This window comes from Echinicola pacifica DSM 19836 (assembly GCF_000373245.1).
Classification (GTDB): Bacteria; Bacteroidota; Bacteroidia; order Cytophagales; family Cyclobacteriaceae; genus Echinicola; species Echinicola pacifica.
The window spans coordinates 557,432-578,005 of the sequence record NZ_KB890738.1 but is presented as its reverse complement, the minus strand read 5'-3'; the positions used below and the strand labels follow the sequence as shown (position 1 = coordinate 578,005).

General features: G+C 43.4%; 19 protein-coding genes. 10 read left to right on the top strand and 9 right to left on the bottom strand.

What is annotated here, in order from left to right; all coding sequences use genetic code 11:
• Positions 1-64 precede the first annotated feature (64 nt).
• A complete protein-coding gene (locus tag B050_RS0102375; protein WP_018472276.1) occupies positions 65-967 on the bottom strand; it encodes a MerR family transcriptional regulator in 903 nt (300 codons plus the stop codon).
• Positions 964-1,410: a sterol desaturase family protein gene (locus B050_RS0102370; protein ID WP_018472275.1), complete on the bottom strand. Its 447-nt coding sequence runs from the start codon at positions 1,408-1,410 to the stop codon at positions 964-966. The genes B050_RS0102375 and B050_RS0102370 overlap by 4 nt, the downstream gene beginning before the upstream one ends.
• Before the next feature lie 191 nt (positions 1,411-1,601).
• Between B050_RS0102370 and B050_RS0102365 the strand changes: the two genes are divergently transcribed.
• The gene (locus tag B050_RS0102365) at positions 1,602-1,904 is read left to right on the top strand and encodes a DUF4286 family protein (RefSeq protein WP_018472274.1); all 303 of its coding nucleotides are present in this window, start codon (positions 1,602-1,604) and stop codon (positions 1,902-1,904) included.
• Positions 1,905-2,048: 144 nt separating this feature from the next.
• Here B050_RS0102365 and B050_RS0102360 read toward each other — a convergent pair whose 3' ends face one another.
• A complete protein-coding gene (locus B050_RS0102360) occupies positions 2,049-2,819 on the bottom strand; it encodes a type III pantothenate kinase (RefSeq protein WP_018472273.1) in 771 nt (256 codons plus the stop codon).
• 311 nt (positions 2,820-3,130) lie between these two features.
• On the opposite strand from B050_RS0102360, the gene B050_RS0102355 reads away from it, so the two are divergent.
• Entirely contained in the window at positions 3,131-3,610 is a 480-nt protein-coding gene (locus B050_RS0102355; RefSeq protein ID WP_018472272.1) for a GNAT family N-acetyltransferase, read from the top strand.
• 371 nt (positions 3,611-3,981) lie between these two features.
• Here B050_RS0102355 and B050_RS0102350 read toward each other — a convergent pair whose 3' ends face one another.
• Together B050_RS0102350 and B050_RS0102345 are read right to left on the bottom strand one after the other, a co-directional pair.
• Positions 3,982-4,218 carry an anti-sigma factor gene (locus tag B050_RS0102350; RefSeq protein ID WP_018472271.1) on the bottom strand — a complete coding sequence of 79 codons (237 nt, stop codon included), beginning with the start codon at positions 4,216-4,218 and terminating at the stop codon, positions 3,982-3,984.
• Positions 4,193-4,795, bottom strand: a complete 603-nt coding sequence (locus B050_RS0102345) for an RNA polymerase sigma factor (protein WP_018472270.1) — start codon at positions 4,793-4,795, stop codon at positions 4,193-4,195. Before B050_RS0102345 ends, B050_RS0102350 begins: the two co-directional genes overlap by 26 nt.
• A 1,188-nt stretch (positions 4,796-5,983) precedes the next feature.
• Between B050_RS0102345 and uvrA the strand changes: the two genes are divergently transcribed.
• Positions 5,984-8,803, top strand: coding sequence for an excinuclease ABC subunit UvrA (uvrA, locus tag B050_RS0102335; RefSeq protein WP_018472268.1), 2,820 nt, complete (start codon positions 5,984-5,986; stop codon positions 8,801-8,803).
• Positions 8,804-8,847: 44 nt separating this feature from the next.
• Complete coding sequence (locus B050_RS0102330; RefSeq protein WP_018472267.1) at positions 8,848-9,912, top strand: WD40/YVTN/BNR-like repeat-containing protein; 1,065 nt, start codon at positions 8,848-8,850, stop codon at positions 9,910-9,912.
• 306 nt (positions 9,913-10,218) lie between these two features.
• On the opposite strand, the gene B050_RS23605 is transcribed toward B050_RS0102330, so the two are convergent.
• On the bottom strand, positions 10,219-10,392 hold the full coding sequence (locus tag B050_RS23605) for a hypothetical protein (protein WP_018472266.1): 174 nt from the start codon (positions 10,390-10,392) through the stop codon (positions 10,219-10,221).
• 156 nt (positions 10,393-10,548) lie between these two features.
• On the opposite strand from B050_RS23605, the gene B050_RS0102325 reads away from it, so the two are divergent.
• Complete coding sequence (locus B050_RS0102325) at positions 10,549-11,295, top strand: 1-(5-phosphoribosyl)-5-[(5-phosphoribosylamino)methylideneamino]imidazole-4-carboxamide isomerase (protein ID WP_044201644.1); 747 nt, start codon at positions 10,549-10,551, stop codon at positions 11,293-11,295.
• A 262-nt stretch (positions 11,296-11,557) separates the two neighbouring features.
• Here the strand turns inward: B050_RS0102325 and B050_RS23020 are convergent, their stop codons facing one another.
• Both B050_RS23020 and B050_RS0102320 read right to left on the bottom strand, forming a co-directional pair.
• The gene (locus B050_RS23020; RefSeq protein WP_240473663.1) at positions 11,558-11,854 is read right to left on the bottom strand and encodes a transposase; all 297 of its coding nucleotides are present in this window, start codon (positions 11,852-11,854) and stop codon (positions 11,558-11,560) included.
• A gap of 162 nt (positions 11,855-12,016) precedes the next feature.
• Positions 12,017-12,367: a hypothetical protein gene (locus tag B050_RS0102320; RefSeq protein ID WP_157492493.1), complete on the bottom strand. Its 351-nt coding sequence runs from the start codon at positions 12,365-12,367 to the stop codon at positions 12,017-12,019.
• Between the two features lie 74 nt (positions 12,368-12,441).
• On the opposite strand from B050_RS0102320, the gene B050_RS0102315 reads away from it, so the two are divergent.
• From B050_RS0102315 to B050_RS0102300, 4 genes are all read left to right on the top strand, one after another.
• Entirely contained in the window at positions 12,442-12,777 is a 336-nt protein-coding gene (locus B050_RS0102315) for a tRNA-binding protein (protein WP_026235559.1), read from the top strand.
• 51 nt (positions 12,778-12,828) lie between these two features.
• Positions 12,829-15,297 (top strand): bifunctional UDP-N-acetylmuramoyl-tripeptide:D-alanyl-D-alanine ligase/alanine racemase, encoded by a 2,469-nt coding sequence (locus B050_RS0102310; protein WP_026235558.1) that lies wholly within the window; start codon positions 12,829-12,831, stop codon positions 15,295-15,297.
• A 186-nt stretch (positions 15,298-15,483) separates the two neighbouring features.
• The gene (locus B050_RS0102305; protein WP_018472261.1) at positions 15,484-16,149 is read left to right on the top strand and encodes a hypothetical protein; all 666 of its coding nucleotides are present in this window, start codon (positions 15,484-15,486) and stop codon (positions 16,147-16,149) included.
• Positions 16,150-16,188: 39 nt separating this feature from the next.
• On the top strand, positions 16,189-17,844 hold the full coding sequence (locus B050_RS0102300) for a capsule assembly Wzi family protein (protein ID WP_018472260.1): 1,656 nt from the start codon (positions 16,189-16,191) through the stop codon (positions 17,842-17,844).
• A 99-nt stretch (positions 17,845-17,943) separates the two neighbouring features.
• Here B050_RS0102300 and B050_RS0102295 read toward each other — a convergent pair whose 3' ends face one another.
• Complete coding sequence (locus B050_RS0102295) at positions 17,944-18,558, bottom strand: RNA polymerase sigma factor (RefSeq protein WP_018472259.1); 615 nt, start codon at positions 18,556-18,558, stop codon at positions 17,944-17,946.
• Positions 18,559-19,148: 590 nt separating this feature from the next.
• On the opposite strand from B050_RS0102295, the gene B050_RS0102290 reads away from it, so the two are divergent.
• Positions 19,149-20,573: an MBOAT family O-acyltransferase gene (locus B050_RS0102290; RefSeq protein WP_018472258.1), complete on the top strand. Its 1,425-nt coding sequence runs from the start codon at positions 19,149-19,151 to the stop codon at positions 20,571-20,573.
• The last annotated feature ends 1 nt before the right edge of the window (position 20,574 follow it).

The following is a 20,574-nucleotide window of genomic DNA, read 5'->3' as shown; positions in this document are numbered from 1 at the left end:
TCCGTGCTTCGCAGGAATAAGAGTTTATAGCTCTAGAGGTTACCGTTAAGCCAAGAGGATAGGTTTAGGATTTGACCGAAGTAAAATCGTTGTCTAAGCTATCCACAAAGCCCTTTATATCTGAGATATGGTCGAGTTTGCTGATATTCTTGGGGAACTCTAGGGAGGCTCTCATGACCTGATAGCCAGAGATGATGATCTTACTTTCCTTAAAAATCCGCCCCAGATCATCCATATATTCCTGCAGTGATTCCAGGTCCGGAGCGGTCGTGGAAACGGTGATCAGGTACTGAGGGCGATGATAATTATAGACTTCCAATAAGTCTTTCTTTGGGGTGCTTTGGCCAAGGTAGATTACCTTATGGCCTTCACGCTTAAGAATATAAGAGGCGAAGAGCAGGGAGATTTCATGCAGCTCGCCCTCTGGGAGGAATAAGATAAACTTCTTACCACCGCCTTGATAGACATACTTATCGATAGCCACGATGAGTTTCTGACGGATGAGGTTACTGATGAAGTGCTCTTGGGCAGGGTTAATGCTGCCGATTTGCCATAGCAAGCCGATCTTTGCAAGAAATGGATAAATTACCTGCAGCATAGTTTCGTCGAAGCCTATGCTCCGCTGATTGATGGTCAAAATTCTATCAAAATTCTCTTCATCGATCTCTATCATGGCCACAGTAAGTGCGTGAATCTGGTCCTCGAAAGCCATGGTGCCCTCCGTCAGTGCAATGACCTGATCACGGATTTCCTCTTCGCTCATCTTTACGATTTTGGAAATTTTCGTTCCATTATTGTTTAGAAGAGCGACATTTAGGATGAGTTTTAGATCTGCATCATCATAATAGCGAATATTAGTAGAGGTTCGTTTTGGCTCGACCAGATTATAGCGTTGCTCCCATATTCGGATGGTGTGGGCCTTGATACCTGACAGGTGCTCGAGGTCTTTGATGGAATAATTGCTCATTTTAGACCTCCTTTAAAAAACTTGAAAGGAACGAAAAACAGGCCATAGGCAGCCACTCCTTTTTTCTTATTGTCAGAGTGATGCGCTTGGTGAGCCCTGATGATGCCACGCAAAACGCCATGCTCTGGACGCGCTATTAGTTTTAGTCGTCTATGAATGATGATATCATGGAATACAAAATAGCTAAAACCATAGACCGTGATACCTGTGCCTATCCAAAACCGATAATCTAATTGCTCATAACCAAGGATCATCAGCACTACAGCCGTGGTTCCAAAAAATATGGAAAAGATATCATTGAGTTCGAATGGGCCCTTGCTTGGTTTATGATGCGATTGGTGGATAGGCCAAAGCGGGCCGTGCATAATGAATTTATGGATAAACCATCCTGCAAGCTCCATGCTTATAAAACCAATCAGCACGAATCCTATTGCGTATAACATGAGGTATTAACTCTGAAATGTTGGAGATTGTTTTAACTTTGAAAACCAGATTTTTAACCCTTTTATGGATTTAGTAGTCTTGATTAAGGCTATATCGCGGGAAATAACTAATTTTGAAGATTATTGATTAAGCAAATTTACTAAATTTTTGTTTAAGAAAACCATATCTATTGATAAACAAAATAAAAACTATGATTCTCTATAACGTAACTGTAAATATTGATCAATCCGTGGAGGATGAGTGGATCAAGTTCATGAGAGAAACCCATATTCCTGAAGTTATGGCGACTGGGCTGTTTAAGGAAAATAAATTTTTCAGATTAATGCATGAAGCTGAGGACGGTGGGGTCAACTATTCCGTTCAGTACTTTGCGGAGGACATGGACAAAATAAAAGAATACCAGGAAAAACACGCTCGTCAACTACAGGATAAGCATCAGTTGAAATTTAGAGATCGTTATGTGATTTTTCGCTCTTTGCTGGAACAACTTTAGGCTGGTGTAAAAATTCCAGTTAATTATCCTTCCGAATGCATTGCATCTGTGATAGAGCCCGGAGTAGATTATGAACCCAAAGGTTCCTGGTCTCTCCAGCCTCTGCGGGAGGTATGCGCAGAGCGGATGTGAGGAAGGAACCAATTACCTCTGGTGAAGCGTAATAAGGCGTACCCCTTCCAGCGTGAGGTTCTGGTCCACCATGTCAAAGTCTGACTTTAATGTGGTGAGGATCTTGGATAATCCGCCTGTTGCGATTACTTTAAAGTCCAGCGGTAATTCCGACCTTATACTGCTCAGCATGCCTTTCACCAATCCCGTATATCCGTACAAAATCCCAGCTTGAATGGAATGAACCGTGTCTTTTCCGATGACAGAAGAAGGAAGTTCGAGCTTTACCTGGGGGAGTTTTGAGGTGGTGGCAAACAGTGAGTTTAGTGCCGTCTTGAGGCCTGGCACGATATTCACTCCGGCAATATTTCCCTGTTCATCCACGATGGTAAAGGTCAGTGCCGTCCCAAAATCTACAATTATGCAGGCTTGCTGGTAGTGCTGATATGCAGCACATGCATTGGCCATCAAGTCCGTGCCCATTTCCGCTGGGCGGGAGGTCTTTACACTCAGATTTCCATAGCTATATTCATCAATTAAATAAGGCTCCAGCTGAAAAAGCATCCTACACATATTGATCAGAGAGGCATTGAGTTCCGGGACCACCGAGCTAAGTCCGATATTATTAATGTTAAGAGTTTTGATGCCATTTTCCAGTAAAAATAATCGGAGGCTCTTCTCCAATGCTGCAGCGGACAGATTCTGTTGGGTCGGTATCCGGTAAATGGGCTCCCAGACTGAAGAATCTTCTTTTTTGATGCCAATAACAATATTGGAGTTGCCTGCGTCGATGGATAAAAACATAGTTAGCGCTGTTTTCTAGTAAGACTACTAAGATAAATTATTTACACTTATTTCCAGTCTTAGCCTGTATGAATTCCCGGATAAGAATGCAGCAAAAATCATTAGAGCGGAAAACTCCTTTTTGTAGGGTCTAAGCCTTGTCCTATGGTTGGAGTAGAATATTGCCACCCCGCGAAGATGATAAATGGCCTCGGCTGTAGTATTCATTGAGTTGTGGATCAGTATTATGTTTGTAGGGGCTTTACCTGAAATCAATAAGAAATTTAGCCTTTACCCTTATTTTTCATTCCTTTTTTTAATATTTTCGAGATATGTACACGATAAGAGAAGGAAAAAAAGACGATTTGCCAAGAGTTTTCGAATTAATAGAAGAGCTGGCATTATATGAAAAAGCACCAGAGCAGGTCACCAATACCGTGAAGATGATGGAGGAAGATGGTTTTGGTGAGCAGCCCATCTTTGGGTTTTTTGTATTGATCAAAGAGAGTACGGCGGAAATCATCGGCACCGCGATTTATTATTATCGCTATAGCACCTGGAAAGGTAGGAGGTTATATTTAGAAGATTATATAGTGACGGAATCCGAAAGAGGAAAGGGCGCCGGCAAGTTACTTTTTGAAAGGGTAATGAAAAAATCCCTTGAGGAAAACTGCACTGGAATGATGTGGCAGGTGCTGGATTGGAATGATCCCGCCATCAATTTCTATAAGAAATACGATGCGGAGATCGAAGGGGGCTGGTATAATTGCCATCTTCAATCAGAGGATATTAAAGAAATGCTTGGCCAATAAGAGGGTGTATCGGTCAGTAGTTCTGAATTTAAAATGAATCCCTAAGAGGAATTCTATTATTGTCAATCTTAATGGTTTTGCTGCGGAGTGGGCTTTAACTTTAACCAAAGCTCAGGATAATCTCTTCGGCTTATGGATGATTTTGAAAGAGCCCATAGAGATGAAAAGAGGGCTTGGTATTTACAATACTTACATTAATTATTCAGGCGCAGGTGACAGCGCTATTGTGCATAGAGTCAAGATTTGACAGCACAGTATTTTATAAAACTAAGTCCTTAAAAACACTAAAGGCACTTATCCAAAACAGTAAGAACTGTAAGGATGAGTGCCTTTATTAATTATAAAACTTGATAGTTATTCCCTTGCGGGGATTATGCTTTTTGAAGGCCAGAAGAACGGGCCTTAGTTTTGATGGCATGGATTACCGTCTCGGATGGTTCCAGGCTAAGCTCATTCAGGCTTCCAAGGATGTTGAGATGGTCTAAATATTCTTGCATCAAATGATCATTAGAACGCATATGCTGTTCAAACGCTTCGCTTTCTTGCTCAGTAAGTTCCTGATAAATGTACTTTATCAGCTGTTCACTTGGGGTAAAATATTTTGTCATAGGCAATATTTATTTTTTTCAGTTTTTTGCGCATGTTGATCAGAGCGTATCGCATTCTACCTAAAGCGGTATTAATGCTTACCCCTGTTTGGTCAGCTATTTCCTGAAAACTAAGATCCATATAATGCCGCATGATCAATACCTGCTTTTGGGCTGCTGGAAGTTCGTCGATTAACTCGCGCACTAAGGCGTGAGTTTCATCCTGAACCTTCTGGTCCTCCACGGTGGACTCTGCAAACTGCAGGGTATTGAATACATTGGATCCATCCTCCATCATGATGAAGGGGTAACGTTTCATCTTTCGAAAATGATCCACTGCAAGATTATGGGCTATACGCATCAGCCATGGCTGAAATTTGCCTTCCTCATTATACCTATCGGAATTGAGGGTGTGAATGACTTTTACAAATACATCCTGAAGCAAATCCTCGGCGATTCCCTGGTCTTTTACAATCATATAAATCGTCGTGAATACTCGAGACTTATATCTATCTACCAACACTTCGAAAGCAGCATCACTACCATTTCTGTACTGAGCGATCAATTCGCTGTCATTCGGTCTTAACCTTTTACTCATAAATTCTGACGTTTAAATAACGTAGAAGTCTATTGCATATTGCCAATTTTAGGGTTGTTACTTATGTGTGTGAACCAAATGTATTCAATTGTCTAACATGATGCAACCATTCATCAGATTTTTTTATATTGAATAAATTTAAAATTTCTTGTAAAACAATATAATGTTTTGTTTTTATAGAAAAATTTAATACAATAGTTCGGGGAAAAATATTTGCTTCCCAACCTTTATTTTACCCAATTATTATACCAAAATCATCAGATTTATATATTTACAATTAATCGGTCCTTTTATTTTCCTTTTTGTAATAATACTCTGATATTTTGTTGGCAATATGGCTCACTTCTTGTGTAAGCCTACTATACAGTGTGGAAATTTTCAACAATAATCTACAACTTTATGAAAAATTGTTTTTTTGTTCATTTAGGCTTCATTTTGATGCTCAGCTTGACACTTTCTTCCTGCAATTTCGAATCAAACCGCAGTCATGATAGCTCCATAGAGTTGATTGGTGCGCACACTATTAGCCTGACCGAGCTCCCTTCGGCGGTCAGCATAGGCTTTAATGGAGACAAAAAACAAAAAGAGGAATTTGAGAAGTTGATGAACTCTACGGAGATGACTGCGTTTTCNCCCCAAAAAGCCAATGAGAATTATTACCGCGAGGGTATGTATGACCAGCCCTCCAGTCCTAAGGCCTTTACTTATAGTATAACCTATAATCTATCCATTTCTGATCCCAAGGATAAAGACCGAATTGCCGATGTCCTCGCGGAATCTGATATTCCGGCATCTATAAATAGCAATGGCTATTATATCTCATCCGAAAAAAATAATGAGATTCAAGCGAAGGCTTTCCAGATGGCTTTGGTGCAAGCGGAAGGCCGGATCAAAGCTTATGCTGACTCCCTGAACCTTATAAGTGAGGTGATAGAGGTGGAAGAAATCGACGATTATCAATTGTTCCCGCAAAATGGACTTTTTTATGGGACTGAATTAATTAAAAAAGTACGAGTAAAAGCACTATTATATTGATCCGAAGGATCCTATTAGACATCCTATAAATCGATAGTACCACGAAAATCCTTGAAGGCCAGGGATGGCTTATAGGTTTTGGGGAACTATTCGAGGAATTTGGGTTTTATCCTTATTACCGATTCCGCTTAGTACTTGGTATCTTTGTACGCTATGAATGAAAAAACAGCCTTGAAAAGTAGATCTATAGAAAATCTCGATCCAAAAGAGTATATAATTATAAAAAATGCCCGGGTCAATAACCTGAAAAGCTTAAGTGTAGCCATTCCTAGAAATAAACTGGTGGTGGTGACTGGCTTGTCTGGATCTGGAAAATCATCGTTGGCTTTTGATACATTATTTGCCGAAGGCCAAAGGATGTACGTGGAAAGCCTAAGCTCCTATGCCCGGCAGTTTCTGGGCCGTATGGAGAAGCCTGATGTGGAATATATCAAGGGCGTATCCCCTGCCATAGCCATTCAGCAGAAGGTAAGCACAAAAAATCCTCGGTCTACCGTGGGCACCACCACGGAGATTTATGATTACCTAAAGCTGCTTTTTAGCCGAATTGGCAGAACGATCTCTCCGGTAAGTGGAGAGGAAGTGAAGCATCATACAGTCACCGATGTGGTGGATCATATCCACGGATTTGAGGAGGGTGAGAAGGTCATGATCAGCTGCCCATTGCAAATCTCCGAGGACAGGACATTTCTAAAAGAACTGGAAGTGCTCCTCCAAAAGGGCTTCACCCGGGTAATCATCAATGAGGAGGTTTATTACGTGGAAGACCTGCTGGCGGAAAAGAAAATTCCTGAAGGTGAGGCAGAGATCCTGATAGATCGTGCCGTGGTCCATAAGGAAGATGAGGACAATCAGTTTAGGATAGCAGATAGTGTGCAGACTGCTTTTTATGAGGGCCACGGGGAGTGTTTCGTGCTAGTTCCTGGAAAAGGAGTGCGGAAGTTTAGCGATAAATTCGAACTGGATGGGATTTCCTTCGAACTGCCCTCTGTCAATTTCTTTAGTTTCAACAATCCTTATGGGGCATGTAAAACCTGCGAAGGCTTCGGCTCAGTGCTGGGGATAGATCCGGATTTGGTAATCCCTGATAAGTCCATGTCCATCTATGAAGGTGCGATAGCACCTTGGCGCGGAGAGACCACCAAGAAATGGGCTGAGCCGCTGATCAAAAATGGAATTCACTTTGACTTTCCTATTCACCGGGCCTATGAGGACCTGGATGAGGCGCAGAAAGAACTATTATGGACAGGAAATAAACACTTTAAAGGAATCAATGCATTCTTTACTTTCCTGCAAGGTAAGATGCATAAAATCCAATACCGTGTGATGCTTTCCCGCTTTCGTGGTAGGACCACTTGCCCGGATTGCAAGGGGACACGTCTGAGAAAAGATGCTTCTTATGTGAAGATCAATGAAAAATCCATCACCGATATCGTGCTGATGCCTATAGACAAGGCCTTGGATTTCTTTGAGACTATAAAACTGAATCCTGCGGAGGAAAAAACAGCCAATAGGCTGCTGAAAGAAATTCTCAACAGGCTGGAATATATTGATAAAGTAGGTCTTGGTTACCTTACGTTAAACCGCCTTACCTCGTCCCTATCGGGCGGTGAGTTTCAGCGGATCAAGCTGGCTACTTCTTTGGGATCTGCCTTGGTGGGTTCCATGTATATATTGGATGAACCTAGCATTGGCCTGCACCCTAGAGATACCGATAGGCTTATTATGGTCCTCAAAACCCTGAGAGATATGGGGAATACGGTGATCGTGGTGGAGCATGAGGAGAAGATCATGAAGGCTGCAGATGAGATAATCGATATAGGGCCGGATGCAGGGAATAATGGTGGTGAGCTGGTGTTTCAGGGGAAACTTCCAGAGCTTATCGCTCACGGCGAGACGTATACGGCCAAATACCTCAGTGGTGAGGAGAAAATCAATAGTAAGAACGGCAACCGTAAAGGAAAAGATAAGCTGATTATCACTGGAGCCAGGGAGAATAATCTGAAGAATATCTCAGTGAATATTCCTCTGCATACCCTGACAGTGGTCACAGGCGTCAGTGGATCTGGAAAATCAACTTTGATCAAAAAAGTACTCTATCCTGCCTTGGGTAAGACGCTGGGCACGGTGATCGATGAGACAGGCAAGTTCGATAAATTAGGCGGCGACTATAAATCCATCAGTCAAATCGAATTTGTAGATCAAAATCCTATCGGCAAGTCCTCGAGGTCAAATCCAGTGACCTATGTCAAGGCTTATGATGCGATCCGTAATCTGTATTCCGAGCAACCCAGCTCCAAACAGCGAGGTTATAAACCGGCTTTCTTCTCCTTCAATGTGGATGGAGGACGCTGCGAAGCCTGCCAGGGCGAGGGTACGCAGAAAATCGAAATGCAGTTTATGGCGGATATTTTCCTTACCTGCGAGTCCTGCAAAGGCAAACGCTTCAAGAATGAAATTCTAGACATTACTTATAAGGATAAGAATATAGCGGATGTATTGGAGATGACCATCGATGAGGCCATCAGTTTCTTTGATGGGAAGAATACCATAGTGAGCAGGCTGCTGCCGCTTCAGGAGGTAGGTCTCGGATATATAGGTCTGGGCCAATCATCCAATACCCTCAGTGGGGGGGAAGCACAGCGGGTAAAGCTAGCCTCCTTCCTGGGTAAAGGCGCTTCCAAAAACAAAGGGCATATCCTGTTTATCTTTGATGAGCCGACCACAGGTCTGCATTTTCATGATATTAAGAAATTGCTCTATTCTATCAATGCGCTGATCGAAGAGGGGCATTCTGTGGTGATCATTGAGCATAATACCGAGGTGATTAAATCCGCAGACTGGGTCATTGATTTGGGCCCGGAAGGCGGGGATAAAGGCGGCCATCTTGTATTTGAAGGCACTCCAGAGGAGCTGAAAGAGGTGGAAGATAATTACACTGCTAAGTACCTTCGAGAATCATTTTTAGGGTAATAATAACTGAGTTTGTATTTATTATAAGCAATATTAGACAAGTCATGAAAAGAAATATGGTGCTTCGCCTGAGCCTTTTGGGATTGGCGGCAATCGTCTGGTCCTGCCAGAAAACAAATGAATCACCCGAGGTAAGTCCTATAGAATGGGAAGTACTAACCACCCCGGTGAAAAGCTCCCTTCGTGGACTCTCGGCGCTAACAGATGATATCGCATGGGCTTCAGGCTCTGAAGGAGTATGGCTAAGGACCTTAGATGGCGGCAAGAGCTGGGATCATGGTGTCATTGCCGGTATGGACACGGTGGACTTTAGGGATATCGAGGCCTTTGATGCCAATACGGCCGTTGCCATCTCCTCTGGCCAACCTGCCGTAATCTACAAAACTACCAATGGAGGCGAGGATTGGAAGAAAGTGTATCAAGCCTCTGACTCCGCTTTCTTTGATGGAATGACCTTCGTCAATGATCGCCGTGGCTATGTATATGGAGATCCGGAAGAAGGAAAATGGAAGTTGGTGCTCACTCTGAATGGTGGCGAAAGCTGGGATGATATCAGCAGCGCCCCAAAGGCCTCACCTGGTGAAGCGGGCTTTGCAGCTAGTGGAACGGGAATATTGGCTAAGGATCATCGTATCTGGATGGCCAGTGGCGGCAGCCAAAGTAGGATCTTCTTCTCCGAAGATGGAGGGGTCGATTGGGATAGTATTCCTGTGCCTATTACTCAAGGCGCTCCTTCCAAAGGCATCTTTTCCTTGGCCTTTATCAATGGCAAGAACCTTATCGCCGTGGGTGGGGACTATAAAAACCCGGACCTGGATCAAGATAATATCGCCATGTCTTTTGATGAGGGGAAATCATGGGTCAAACCTAAAGGTAATGGGCCCTCAGGCTATCGCTCCGGCGTGGCATACTATGCCAAATACCATTGGCTCATCGCCGTGGGGCCAAATGGCAGTGACTACTCTGGCAATGCCGGGCATAACTGGACCAAGTTTAGTGATGCAGCCTTCCATGTGATCCAAAAATCAAATAATGGAGAAACCATCTGGGCCTCGGGACCGAACGGCAAAATAGCCAAACTGCTCACCTCCTCCGACCAAAGCGACTGATCCTGAAATAGAAATTATACACTAAGTGACTCCCCTTTTCTAGCCTTTCATTTGATTGGCCTGGCGCTAGCCTACCCCGGAATCCGGTTGGACACCAGTAGCTCAACATCTTTTAATTAGGGGAATTATGGCAAAGAATTAAGTAAGGCTCCTCCATGATTTATCAGCGGTATTTTTACAGGAATGTATGCTGATTGTAGGGGCCATGCCCATGCTGTCATGAGATTCATTCTTATTCTTAGCAATGAAAATAATCTGAAAATTATTATTTCTATTCCCTGTTATAAAAGTCAGGGAAATGGTATATTAGAAAGGTTCATTTCTGTCCAAAGTGAGTGGATTAAGAATGCTTTGTCCACTCATAAATGCTAATACATAAGGAATGGGCGCCGTAAAGGGCTTTACTCTTAGCATTAGCTTGGCTTTTATAGAATAGGTTTGGGTGTGGGTTTTAGAGACCATTTCTGATTTTAGATTCATCGACCAGGCCTGAATTTTGATAAGCTGTAATTAAGCTCCTAAAGTGGACTTAGGATTATTAATAGAAAAGATCTTGAATAATGTGCCTGCACAATGAGTGATGGCGCGGCTATTCATACCAAAATATTTTACCCAAAATACCAAAAAGAAAGAAGCATGTTTGAAATTATTCCATCTATATGGGTTATCAATGGCAAGTGTGTACGAGTGAGGCAGGGAGATTTTGCTACTGAAGAGTTGATATCTGACAATCCATTAGGGGTTGCCCAGGAATTTGAAGATTGTGGGATCGAGCGTCTCCATCTAGTGGATTTGGATGGGGCACGGCGCGGCAGCCCAAAGAACTACCATGTGCTGCACACCATTGCAGCCTATACCTCTCTGAAGGTAGATTTTACAGGAGGTGTGGCGACTGATGGGGATGTGATCAAGGTGTTTGAGCATGGTGCTCATACGCTTACGGCTTCCACCATTGCAGTGCGATCTCCAGAAAAATTTGCCCAATGGCTGATTTCTTATGGCCGGGAAAAAATAAATATGGCTGCCGATACGGATCCTGCTGACAATCTGGTCAAAATCCGCGGTTGGCAAAAGGAGGCCGATGTGGATCTGTTTGAGCATATAGAGCACTTTTACGAAAGAGGCCTGAGATACCTCAAATGCTCCGATACCACCCGCGAGGGTGTAATGGAAGGCCCTAATTTTAAGCTATATAAAGAAATTATCGAGCGATTCCCTAACCTCTCCTTAGTCGCAAGTGGTGGCGTTCGGGATATCGATGACTTCAGGAAGCTAAGGGATCTTGGACTCTTTGGAGTGGTTTTCGGAAAGGCCTTTTATGATGGCAGAATCAATGCCGAAGAAATCAAGGACTTTGTCGCCTCCTGCAAATCGATGAGCTAAATATCCTTCATGCTGACTCGTAATTGTGATTTGGGCTAATTATTGAAAAAAATATCGAGCATCATCCTTGCCGACTTTAGTAGGAAGGATGCGTTAGATAGCAGCTGATTAGTTTTAAAGCAATGACGAGTCAGTGTATATTTTTATTTCCATATAAACACTTTTTATAAGCCTTTACATTAAGCCAAACGCTTGAGGGAAGCACAGCTGCTTATAAATAGGGCGATAGCCTTGCCTTCTGGCAGCCTGATGACTGGTTTCCCTACCTGATTTTACGGATCAGTCTGAATTTTTGGGGGGCAATTATTTCAAGTATAATTTTTTGACAATCTAAATAGGAAGAATTCGATATTTGTGACGCCTCTAAATTGAGCTCTAAAACCTTTAATTTTTGCAATGAATGACTCAGTCGAGGCATTGGTACTACGGTCGTCAAAAAGTTAAGGATAGATGTATAATGATTTTGTAAGGTTCTAGATACGGTGTTGAATGATTTAAAACCTGCGTTTTCTACCTCATTATACCATTGTGCTAGCTTGGTAAAGGCTAGTTCTTTTATTTTACTCGTTTGATGAGATCCTAGCCCAATCCCCCCCTAACTTTTAGGACTGATCCGATTTTACTTGATAAGACGAATTAGGCATAAAAAAAAAGGAAACTTTAAAAGTCTCCTTTATTATGGGCTATTACTAATTGAAAGTATATTTTACTGAAATTATCTTTAGTCTTCTTTGAATCGATCCACGATATATAGAAATAGGTTAAAGGAAAGTGTTGACATTTCCTCTGTGGATTCCTGCTTTTTTTCGGTGGCAGAGATTTTTCGTGCGGGGCTATCTTTGAGTTCCTTTACGATAGTTCTCGATTTGGTGGGTTCTGTTTTTTGTGGGATATAATCATCCTCCATCTCCCCATAAATTACATCCTCTCCCAGGCTACTTTGGTTGTGATTTTTCCTATCGCAATCTCGTATTTCCTGAGCCTCAGCATCCAATGTCCAGCATAGACCTATTGCCATTCCGAGAAGGAATAGTTTATAGAATTTCGATGGAATTTGGTTAGCTTTGACCATTATAAAAGGTGTTTTCTAGCCTCTTTTTTGTTTAAACACAAAGAGGTTTTCAAATATACAAATTTATAGATAATATGCAAATGATTCAGTTTTCTGATTTTCAAAAGGTTGAAATAAGAATTGGCACCATTATCAAAGCTGAAATCTTTCAGGAAGCGAAGAAACCTGCTTATAAGCTGGAGGTAGATTTGGGAGAAATAGGAATAAAAAAGTCCTCTGCTCAGATCACCGAGAATTATGATTTAGCGAGCCTTGTGGGCAAGCAGGTGCTTTGCATATGTAATTTTCCCCCTAAGCAAATTGCCAATATTATGTCAGAAGTATTGGTAACTGGCTTTTACGATTCGAGCGGAAACGTGGCCTTAGCCACGGTGGACCTGCCCGTTCCCAATGGCTCAAAACTTTATTAATGCTTTTCGTATGGGCTTCCAGCTCCTAATAGTCCCATAAAACACTAAACTATGCTCAAACCTATTCCTGTGTCGGTAATGCAAGGACTCTTGCAGGCGGAGGTTTTTGGATCAAAATCTGAGAATCCCGTGTCCTATATTTCCACGGATACCCGTAAGATAATCTATGGGCCAGAGACCTTATTCGTTGCTCTATCGGGATTCAAGGTGGATGGACATGCTTATTTGATGCAGGCTTACGAGCAGGAGCTGCGTGTTTTTGTGGTGGAGACTTTACCAGAGCACTTGGATCGGTATCCCGAGGCTACTTTCTTGCGGGTGTCCTCCTCAGTACTTGCCCTCCAGCAGTTGGCCAAATACCAAAGGGAGCAGTTTGAAAAGCCGGTCATCGCTATCACTGGAAGTAATGGAAAGACGATCGTGAAGGAATGGCTGGGTCAGTTGCTTAGCAGCAAATACCAGGTAGCCAAAAGTCCTAAAAGCTATAATAGCCAGACAGGGGTGCCACTTTCGGTATTTGGCATTGAGCCTTCCCATCAGCTCGCCATTCTGGAAGCAGGGATCTCCAGGCCTCATGAAATGGAGCTTTTGGAGGATATCATCCAGCCTGATCTGGGGATATTTACCACCATTGGCACTGCACACGCGGAAGGCTTTGCGGATGAGACAGAGAAGTTGCTTGAGAAAATAAAGCTATTCAAACGATCGAAATTCATCATTTATCGAAAGGATCAAGCCAAAGTGAAGGCCGTTCTCCAGCAGCACTTTCCCGCTGAGAGGCTCGTGGCATGGTCGGACCAGCCGGGCAGTGATTATACACTTACAGTAAAGAAGCAGGCTGAAGGCAGCAAGATCACCCTGATGAAGCCAGACTTGGGGGTTTATACCTTTCAGACGGCTTTTACGGATGAGGCTTCTTTAGAAAACCTACGTCATGTGATCGTGACGGCGTTGACTTTGGGGATGGAGGAAAGGGAGATTTCTGAGCAGTTGCCCTTTTTAGCTGCGGTAGAAATGCGGCTCAGCCTGAAGTCCGGCCAGAAGGGATGTCTGCTGATCGATGACACCTATAATAATGACCTTGCCGGCCTGGATGTGGCCCTAGAGTTCATGCAGAATCAACGCGCCAAGCGGCGAAAGATCCTGATCATATCCGACCTGCTTCAGGCGGGCGATCAGCATTCGGTGTACCAGCAATTGGCCGATATGCTCACTCATTATCAGCTGGATCTGGTGGTGGGCGTCGGAAATAGGATTCCGCTGTTGAAGAGCTACTATGTGGGAGAGTCCTTGTTTTATGGTAACACGAAGGAGGCCTTGGAGAGTTTGGCCACCCTTAGTTTGGAAGATGACCTGATTTTGATCAAGGGTGCGCGGGATTTTGCCTTTGAGCAGATTGTTGACAGCCTGCAGGAGAAGCTGCATGGCACCGTATTAGAGATCAACCTCAATGCCCTCAGAAACAATTTTTCGTTCTATAAAAAACGGCTTGCACCCAGCACCAAAATTATGGTGATGGTAAAGGCCTTCGCCTATGGGGGCGGGGCGACAGAAATTGCGCATCATTTAGCGCAGCTAAAAGCAGATTACCTGGCAGTCGCCTATACAGATGAGGGAGTGGCGCTGCGGAATGATCAGATCCAGCTGCCCATCATGGTGCTTAACCCAGCGCCTGAGTCATTTGGCAATCTGATCAGGAATAAGCTGGAGCCGGTGGTGTATAGCTGCCGGTTTTTTGCGCAGCTGGGAGCATATTGTAAGTCTTCGGGCGCTCGATTGGCGGTACATTTGGACCTGGATACGGGCATGCGACGACTGGGCTTTGCGGAGGAAGATCTAGAGGAGCTGCTGCATTTGATTGGTAAATTCCCCGAGCTTGAGATTGCTAGTTTTTACACCCATTTGGCGGGTGCTGATGAGGCACTTCATGAGAATTTTTCCAGAGGTCAGGCGGAATTGTTTATGCAAATGGCCAGCAGAATAAGTGATATTCTTCCTGATACTCCTTTGCGCCATATTCTGAATTCTGCGGGAATCATCCGCTATCCTGAATATCAGATGGACATGGTCCGTCTGGGCATCGGCCTATACGGGATAGAGGTAAATGGCCTTCATGATGAAGCTTTGCAGCCTGTAAGTAGGCTGAAGACCACCATTTCCCAGATCAAGCTTCTCAAAAAAGGAGATACGGTGGGCTATGGCCGTAAAGGGATGATGTCTGCTGATGGCAAGATAGCGACGATTGCTCTTGGCTATGCCGATGGCTATGATCGGCGCTTTAGCAATGGCAAGGGGCAGGTGATGATTCATGGTAAGATCGCTTCGGTCATTGGAAATGTGTGTATGGATATGACCATGGTGGATATCAGCCATCTGGAGGAGGTACAGGAGGGTGATGAGGTCATCGTTTATGGCAAGGAGCTTCCGCTGAAGGACCAAGCGGCGGCCATTGGCACCATCTCTTATGAGCTCCTTACCAATATCAGCAGCAGAGTGAAGAGGGTGTATTATATGGACTAAAAAGGTTCATTGATCCGCGGTATGATTTTAATCATCTTTTGGCCAGCGGATATTTCAGTCTGTTAGGCTGAGACATTCCCCTTTATTTAGTTTATATTTGTGTCCTTGTTTTTTTTGCAGTAAGCTTTGGCCTGCGGCAATATAAGGAGCAGAAAATGAACTGATTATTCAAGGTTAATATTCCTCATGATACTTAAAATCCCTCGTTTGGCATCCCTTCTTTCTGGAGCCATACTTATCTTGTCCCTCCTATCATGCTCCCAGGAAGCCCTGGTGGGGGATGTGGTGGTCTATGTCAGCGACTTCCGTGATGAGGCAAGGACGGCGCAAATAGACAATGCTCGACTTTTTGTATTTAATGGGGATACTGTGATGGGGAATTATAATAAGGAAGAAATCAGCCTTTCCCTGGATAATTTGCCTGATCATAATACCGTAAGAGTAGAAATTGAGATTCTGGCGCATGACAGTTGGGATGGCAATACTATCGGACTTAGTGGTCCTGACCTTTGGTATGTCCAGGTGGATGGCGATCGTGTTTTTGAAACTACCTTTTCCAATAGCGTCTGCAACTCATCCTATTGCTTATATCAAGCTTTCCCGCAGGAATATGGCCGCCATAATGACCCTAAGACAGGGGCTTTACAGAAGCATCTTCCCGGGCTTTGCCAATACGAGGGAGTGCCGGGCTGGACTTCCAAATACCTTATTAGCAAGCTGATTAAGCATAAGTCCGACCATATCACAGTGGTATGGGGTGACGAACTCACACAGGACAATGCCTTCTCGGAGATATGTGACGAAAGCTGGTCGGTCACTGGCATTGAAGTAACCACCCTAACGGTAAAGTGATTTATGATTTCTAATACGACGATATATAAGTTTCTTTTGATGGGAATAGTTCTGGTGAGCGGCATGGCCTCTGGCCAAACGATAAACCTCAATAATCCTCTCATGGGAGAATACCTGCGCAGGCAACAGTTAATTGGGAATTTTAGCGCAGATTACTCCTTTAATCTGCGTCCACTCTCCCCCCGCCCTGAGGATCTGAGCAATGTTTCTGAGGAAGAAGCAGAGACTTTTAATGCATTTTTGCTGGATCCTAAAAAAGACACCCTTCGTGGTGGCGGATATATTAAGGCGATGCCTTTTACTTTTCGCAGTCAGTACAATGCTGAATATGCCTTTGGGGTCAATGACGGAGCTTTAATTCCCAACAGTGGCGCCCAGGTTTTACTGAGCGGCGGCATGTACTTACAATATAAGGGGCTAAGCATCCAGCTGATGCCCGAAATTATTGCTGCTCAAAATCTCGATTATATCGGATTTCCGACTTTTACGGACGGTTACCATTGGATGGACTATTATGAATGGCTCAATACCAGTGATATTCCTGAGCGCTTTGGGACGGGGAGTTATACGCGATTCCTCCCGGGCCAGTCCAGTATCAAATATACTTATGGGGGATTTTCGGCGGGGATATCCACCGAAAACCTCTGGTGGGGGCCTGCTCGGAGAAATTCGCTCTTGATGAGTAATAATGCTCCCGGGTTTCTGCATGCCACTATTGAGACAGCGCGCCCTTTCACCACTTCTATTGGTGCCTTTGAAGGGCAGCTGGTCATGGGGCAGCTTGAGAATTCAGGTTTCTTGCCGCCAAACTCTACTTATGTCTATAAAAACTCTAGCCCTTATATTCCCAAAAGGGATGACTGGAGGTACCTGGCAGGGATCACCTTTAGCTATCAGCCCAAGTGGGTGCCGGGCCTGAGCGTTGGGTATAGCAGTGTCTCCCAGATGTATCATAATGATATGAGCAAATTTGCCGATTACCTCCCCATTTTCAATGGAGCAAAAGGTCCTGCTGATGTCATAGACGTAGATCGAGATAAGAGAAATCAACTCAGCAGTGGATTCTTTAGATGGATGAGCCATGGAGGGCTATTTGAGTTTTATGGAGAATATGGAAGTAATGGCAATAGCCGTATGCTCAGGGATTTTCTGGTCAACCCGGACCTTACCAGAGCTTTTACTTTTGGATTTACCAGCCTGATCCCGCTGAAGGGAGAGGACGCCTATTTTCAGCTGAGCTCAGAGATGACGCAGATGGGCCAGGTGGTCAGGGAGACGATTTTTGATTATGATTCATGGTACACCCATCCCCATGTGCGGCATGGCTACACCAATAAAGGCCAGGTTTTGGGTGCGGGGATTGGGCCGGGAAGTAATGTGATCTTTCTGGAAGCGAGCTATATGAAAAAATTCAATCGGGTGGGCGTGCAGATGGAGCGATTGGTGCATAATAATGACTTCTACTATAAAAGCTTCGAAATCATAAAGGATTACCGGCGTAAATACGTGGATCTGGTACCCTCTGTAGTGGCCGATTGGAAGATTGATAAATTCCTCCTTTCTGGCAAATTACAATATATTAGTACCTTGAACTATAACTGGTATTTGGTAAATGATCCCGAAGAGTATTTTATCCCTGGATTTGATCGTAAAAACGTGGTGGCGCACTTTAGCTTTGTGTACCTGATCGAGTAATTGGGCTCTTAGTCTGTGCTATTGGGCGAGGCGATACAGGCTGGCATGGCTTGCAGTGCCTGTCAGAAAAGTACTACAGGTATTTTTGATTATTGGGAGCTAAGATAATAGTTGCTGCATAATGAGTGAGGAAATCAGCAAAACCGATTTTTTGAGTGAGGAAATCGCCTTCCACGCGAGTGTATAGGCCGATCGTAGGTTGATTCCCATGATTTCTGAGGTCGCCTCATAGGAGTGGTTTTCGAAGAATATAAGCTGGATAACTTCCTTTTGCCTTTCAGGCAATTTACACAAAGCTTCTGCGAGGTGTTTCTGCTGGCTGCTAAGTGTTTGTCTATCGATCAACTTCTTCTCTTCAGAATCGGTAAATAGTAGGTTTTCATATTGATCGCAGGAATTGCTGTGGTAGCGCTGGGTTTCTTTTGCTATTTCCTTATGCAGTTTGTTGCTCAGGGATTTTAGAAGGTATCCTTTGATATTTATGTCAGACTTTAGGCTCTTTCTGTACTTCCACAGACTCACAAAGACCTCCTGAATGCAGTCTTTTACCAGGCTATTATGATCATAAATCGCCATGCCATAGCGAAACATGTCCTGCATATAATGAGAATATAATGACTTCAATCCCTCCTGATTTCCGGCGCGTATCTGCTCCCACCAATGGCTGGGAGTCGCGGCTGTTGTCGATGAAGATATATAGTCAATGATAGACATACTACTAAGTCTTAGGTAATTTCCAAATGGAATTTTTGGAGTCAGGGAAAATAAATTAAGCTCTTATGAAGAAATCGTAACGTTAAAATAACAATAATTTTTCCTTTTGTTTTATTATTTATCAAATTTATTTTGATTACTTACTTTTGCAATATGAAATTTTACTAAAAGTCACCTTAGTGATCGTTTGATTGGTTTTTTGAAGATGCTGTGTTTTTGCTGGTAAAATCTGCTTTACTTAGGGGGATTTTACCATGTTAGTCCCTATTATAATGGGTAATTTTTCCTTTTTAAGGGATCTTACATGGCCATCGCATGAGGCCTGAAGCCCTTAAAGGGTTGTTTGAAAGCTGATCTTCGCTTATATTGCCTTTTATAATTTTAAAAATGTTTTTTATATACAGATATTTGGTTTTTAGATTTATTGATTTGTATATTTACAACATCAAAGATTTCCGTTTATATACAATATGCTTAAGGTGTTGCTGGTAATAGCTTATTTGGTACCTCAAATGCAAAACAGGTAGAAGAGTCGGAAAGAAAGGTATAACTGGTAAAAATTAATTCACAAACAAGAAAAGCAAGACAATATGCTAACCACAACTCTGGAGTTTGCTCTATTTTTGCCCTGCGTATTTTTTCTGTACTGGTTTGTCTTTTCGAAAAACCTTAGGCTTCAGAATGCCTTAATCCTGGCAGCCAGTTATTTATTCTATGGCTGGTGGGATTGGCGGTTTTTATTTCTGATCGCCCTAAGTAGTGGGGTGGATTTCCTAGTGGGTATATTACTTAATCAAGCGGAGGAGAAGCGGACGCGTAATGCCTTATTAGGCCTGAGCATTACGGTGAATTTGGGTCTTTTGGGCTTTTTCAAATACTATAATTTCTTCTTAGATAGCTTTGTCAGTACTTTCTCCTTTATGGGTTTCGGATTTACGGCAGACCGTCTGGATATTATCCTTCCGGTGGGCATCAGTTTTTATACCCTGCAGACCCTTAGTTATACCATCGATGTATATGATCGGAAACTAAAGGGGACGAAGGATTTCTTCGCCTTTTTTGCCTATGTAAGTTTCTTCCCTCAGCTGGTGGCGGGCCCTATTGAGCGGGCGACCAACCTCCTTCCACAGTTCCAGAATAAGCGTACTTTTCAGTATAGTGAGGCGGCCGATGGTATGCGTCAGATGCTATGGGGCTTATTCAAGAAGGTGGTAGTGGCGGATAACCTTGCAATTTTTACCAGCGGCATTGCCATGAATTATGAGGAGCATAGTGCCAGCACCTTATTGGTCTGTCTGGTGGCATTTGCTTTTCAGTTTTATTGTGACTTTTCAGGTTATTCAGATATTGCCATAGGCACAGGAAGGCTGTTTGGATTCCGACTGATGAAGAATTTCGACTTTCCTATTTTTGCGCGCTCCGTTCCGGAGTTCTGGCAGAAGTGGCATATTTCCTTGTTTTCATGGTTTAGCGATTATGTGATCAAGAGACTGAAAGGCTTCCGCAGATGGCAGGTAGTGCGTAATATCCTGATCATCTTCCTAATTACCGGTTTTTGGCATGGCGCAGCATGGACCTATGTGATGTGGGGTTTGCTCCATGCCTTGCTATTTATGCCAGTGGTTTTCCGACGGAAAAAATTCAGAAAGCCCGTTGCTCATGGAAAAATACTTCCTTCCTGGAAAGAAACCTGGCAAATATTTTCTACTCAGATGAGTTTTATCTTTCTTGGGGTGTTATTTTTGATGCAGCCTATTTCCGAAAGCTTTAACTATATGGTACAATTATTCGATCCCTCATTGTTTTCTATTCCGCTAGTGCCCCAGAATAAGGCCATTGCCGGATTAGGCTTGATGATCTTGATCGAGTGGTTTCAGCGTGAAAAAGAGCATGGACTTGACCTGACAGGTATTTATTCTCCAAAATTGCTGCGATGGGGCGTGTATTATGCCTTACTGTTTGCCGTATTTTACTATGGCGGCAGACCTCAGGATTTTCTTTACTTTCAATTCTAAG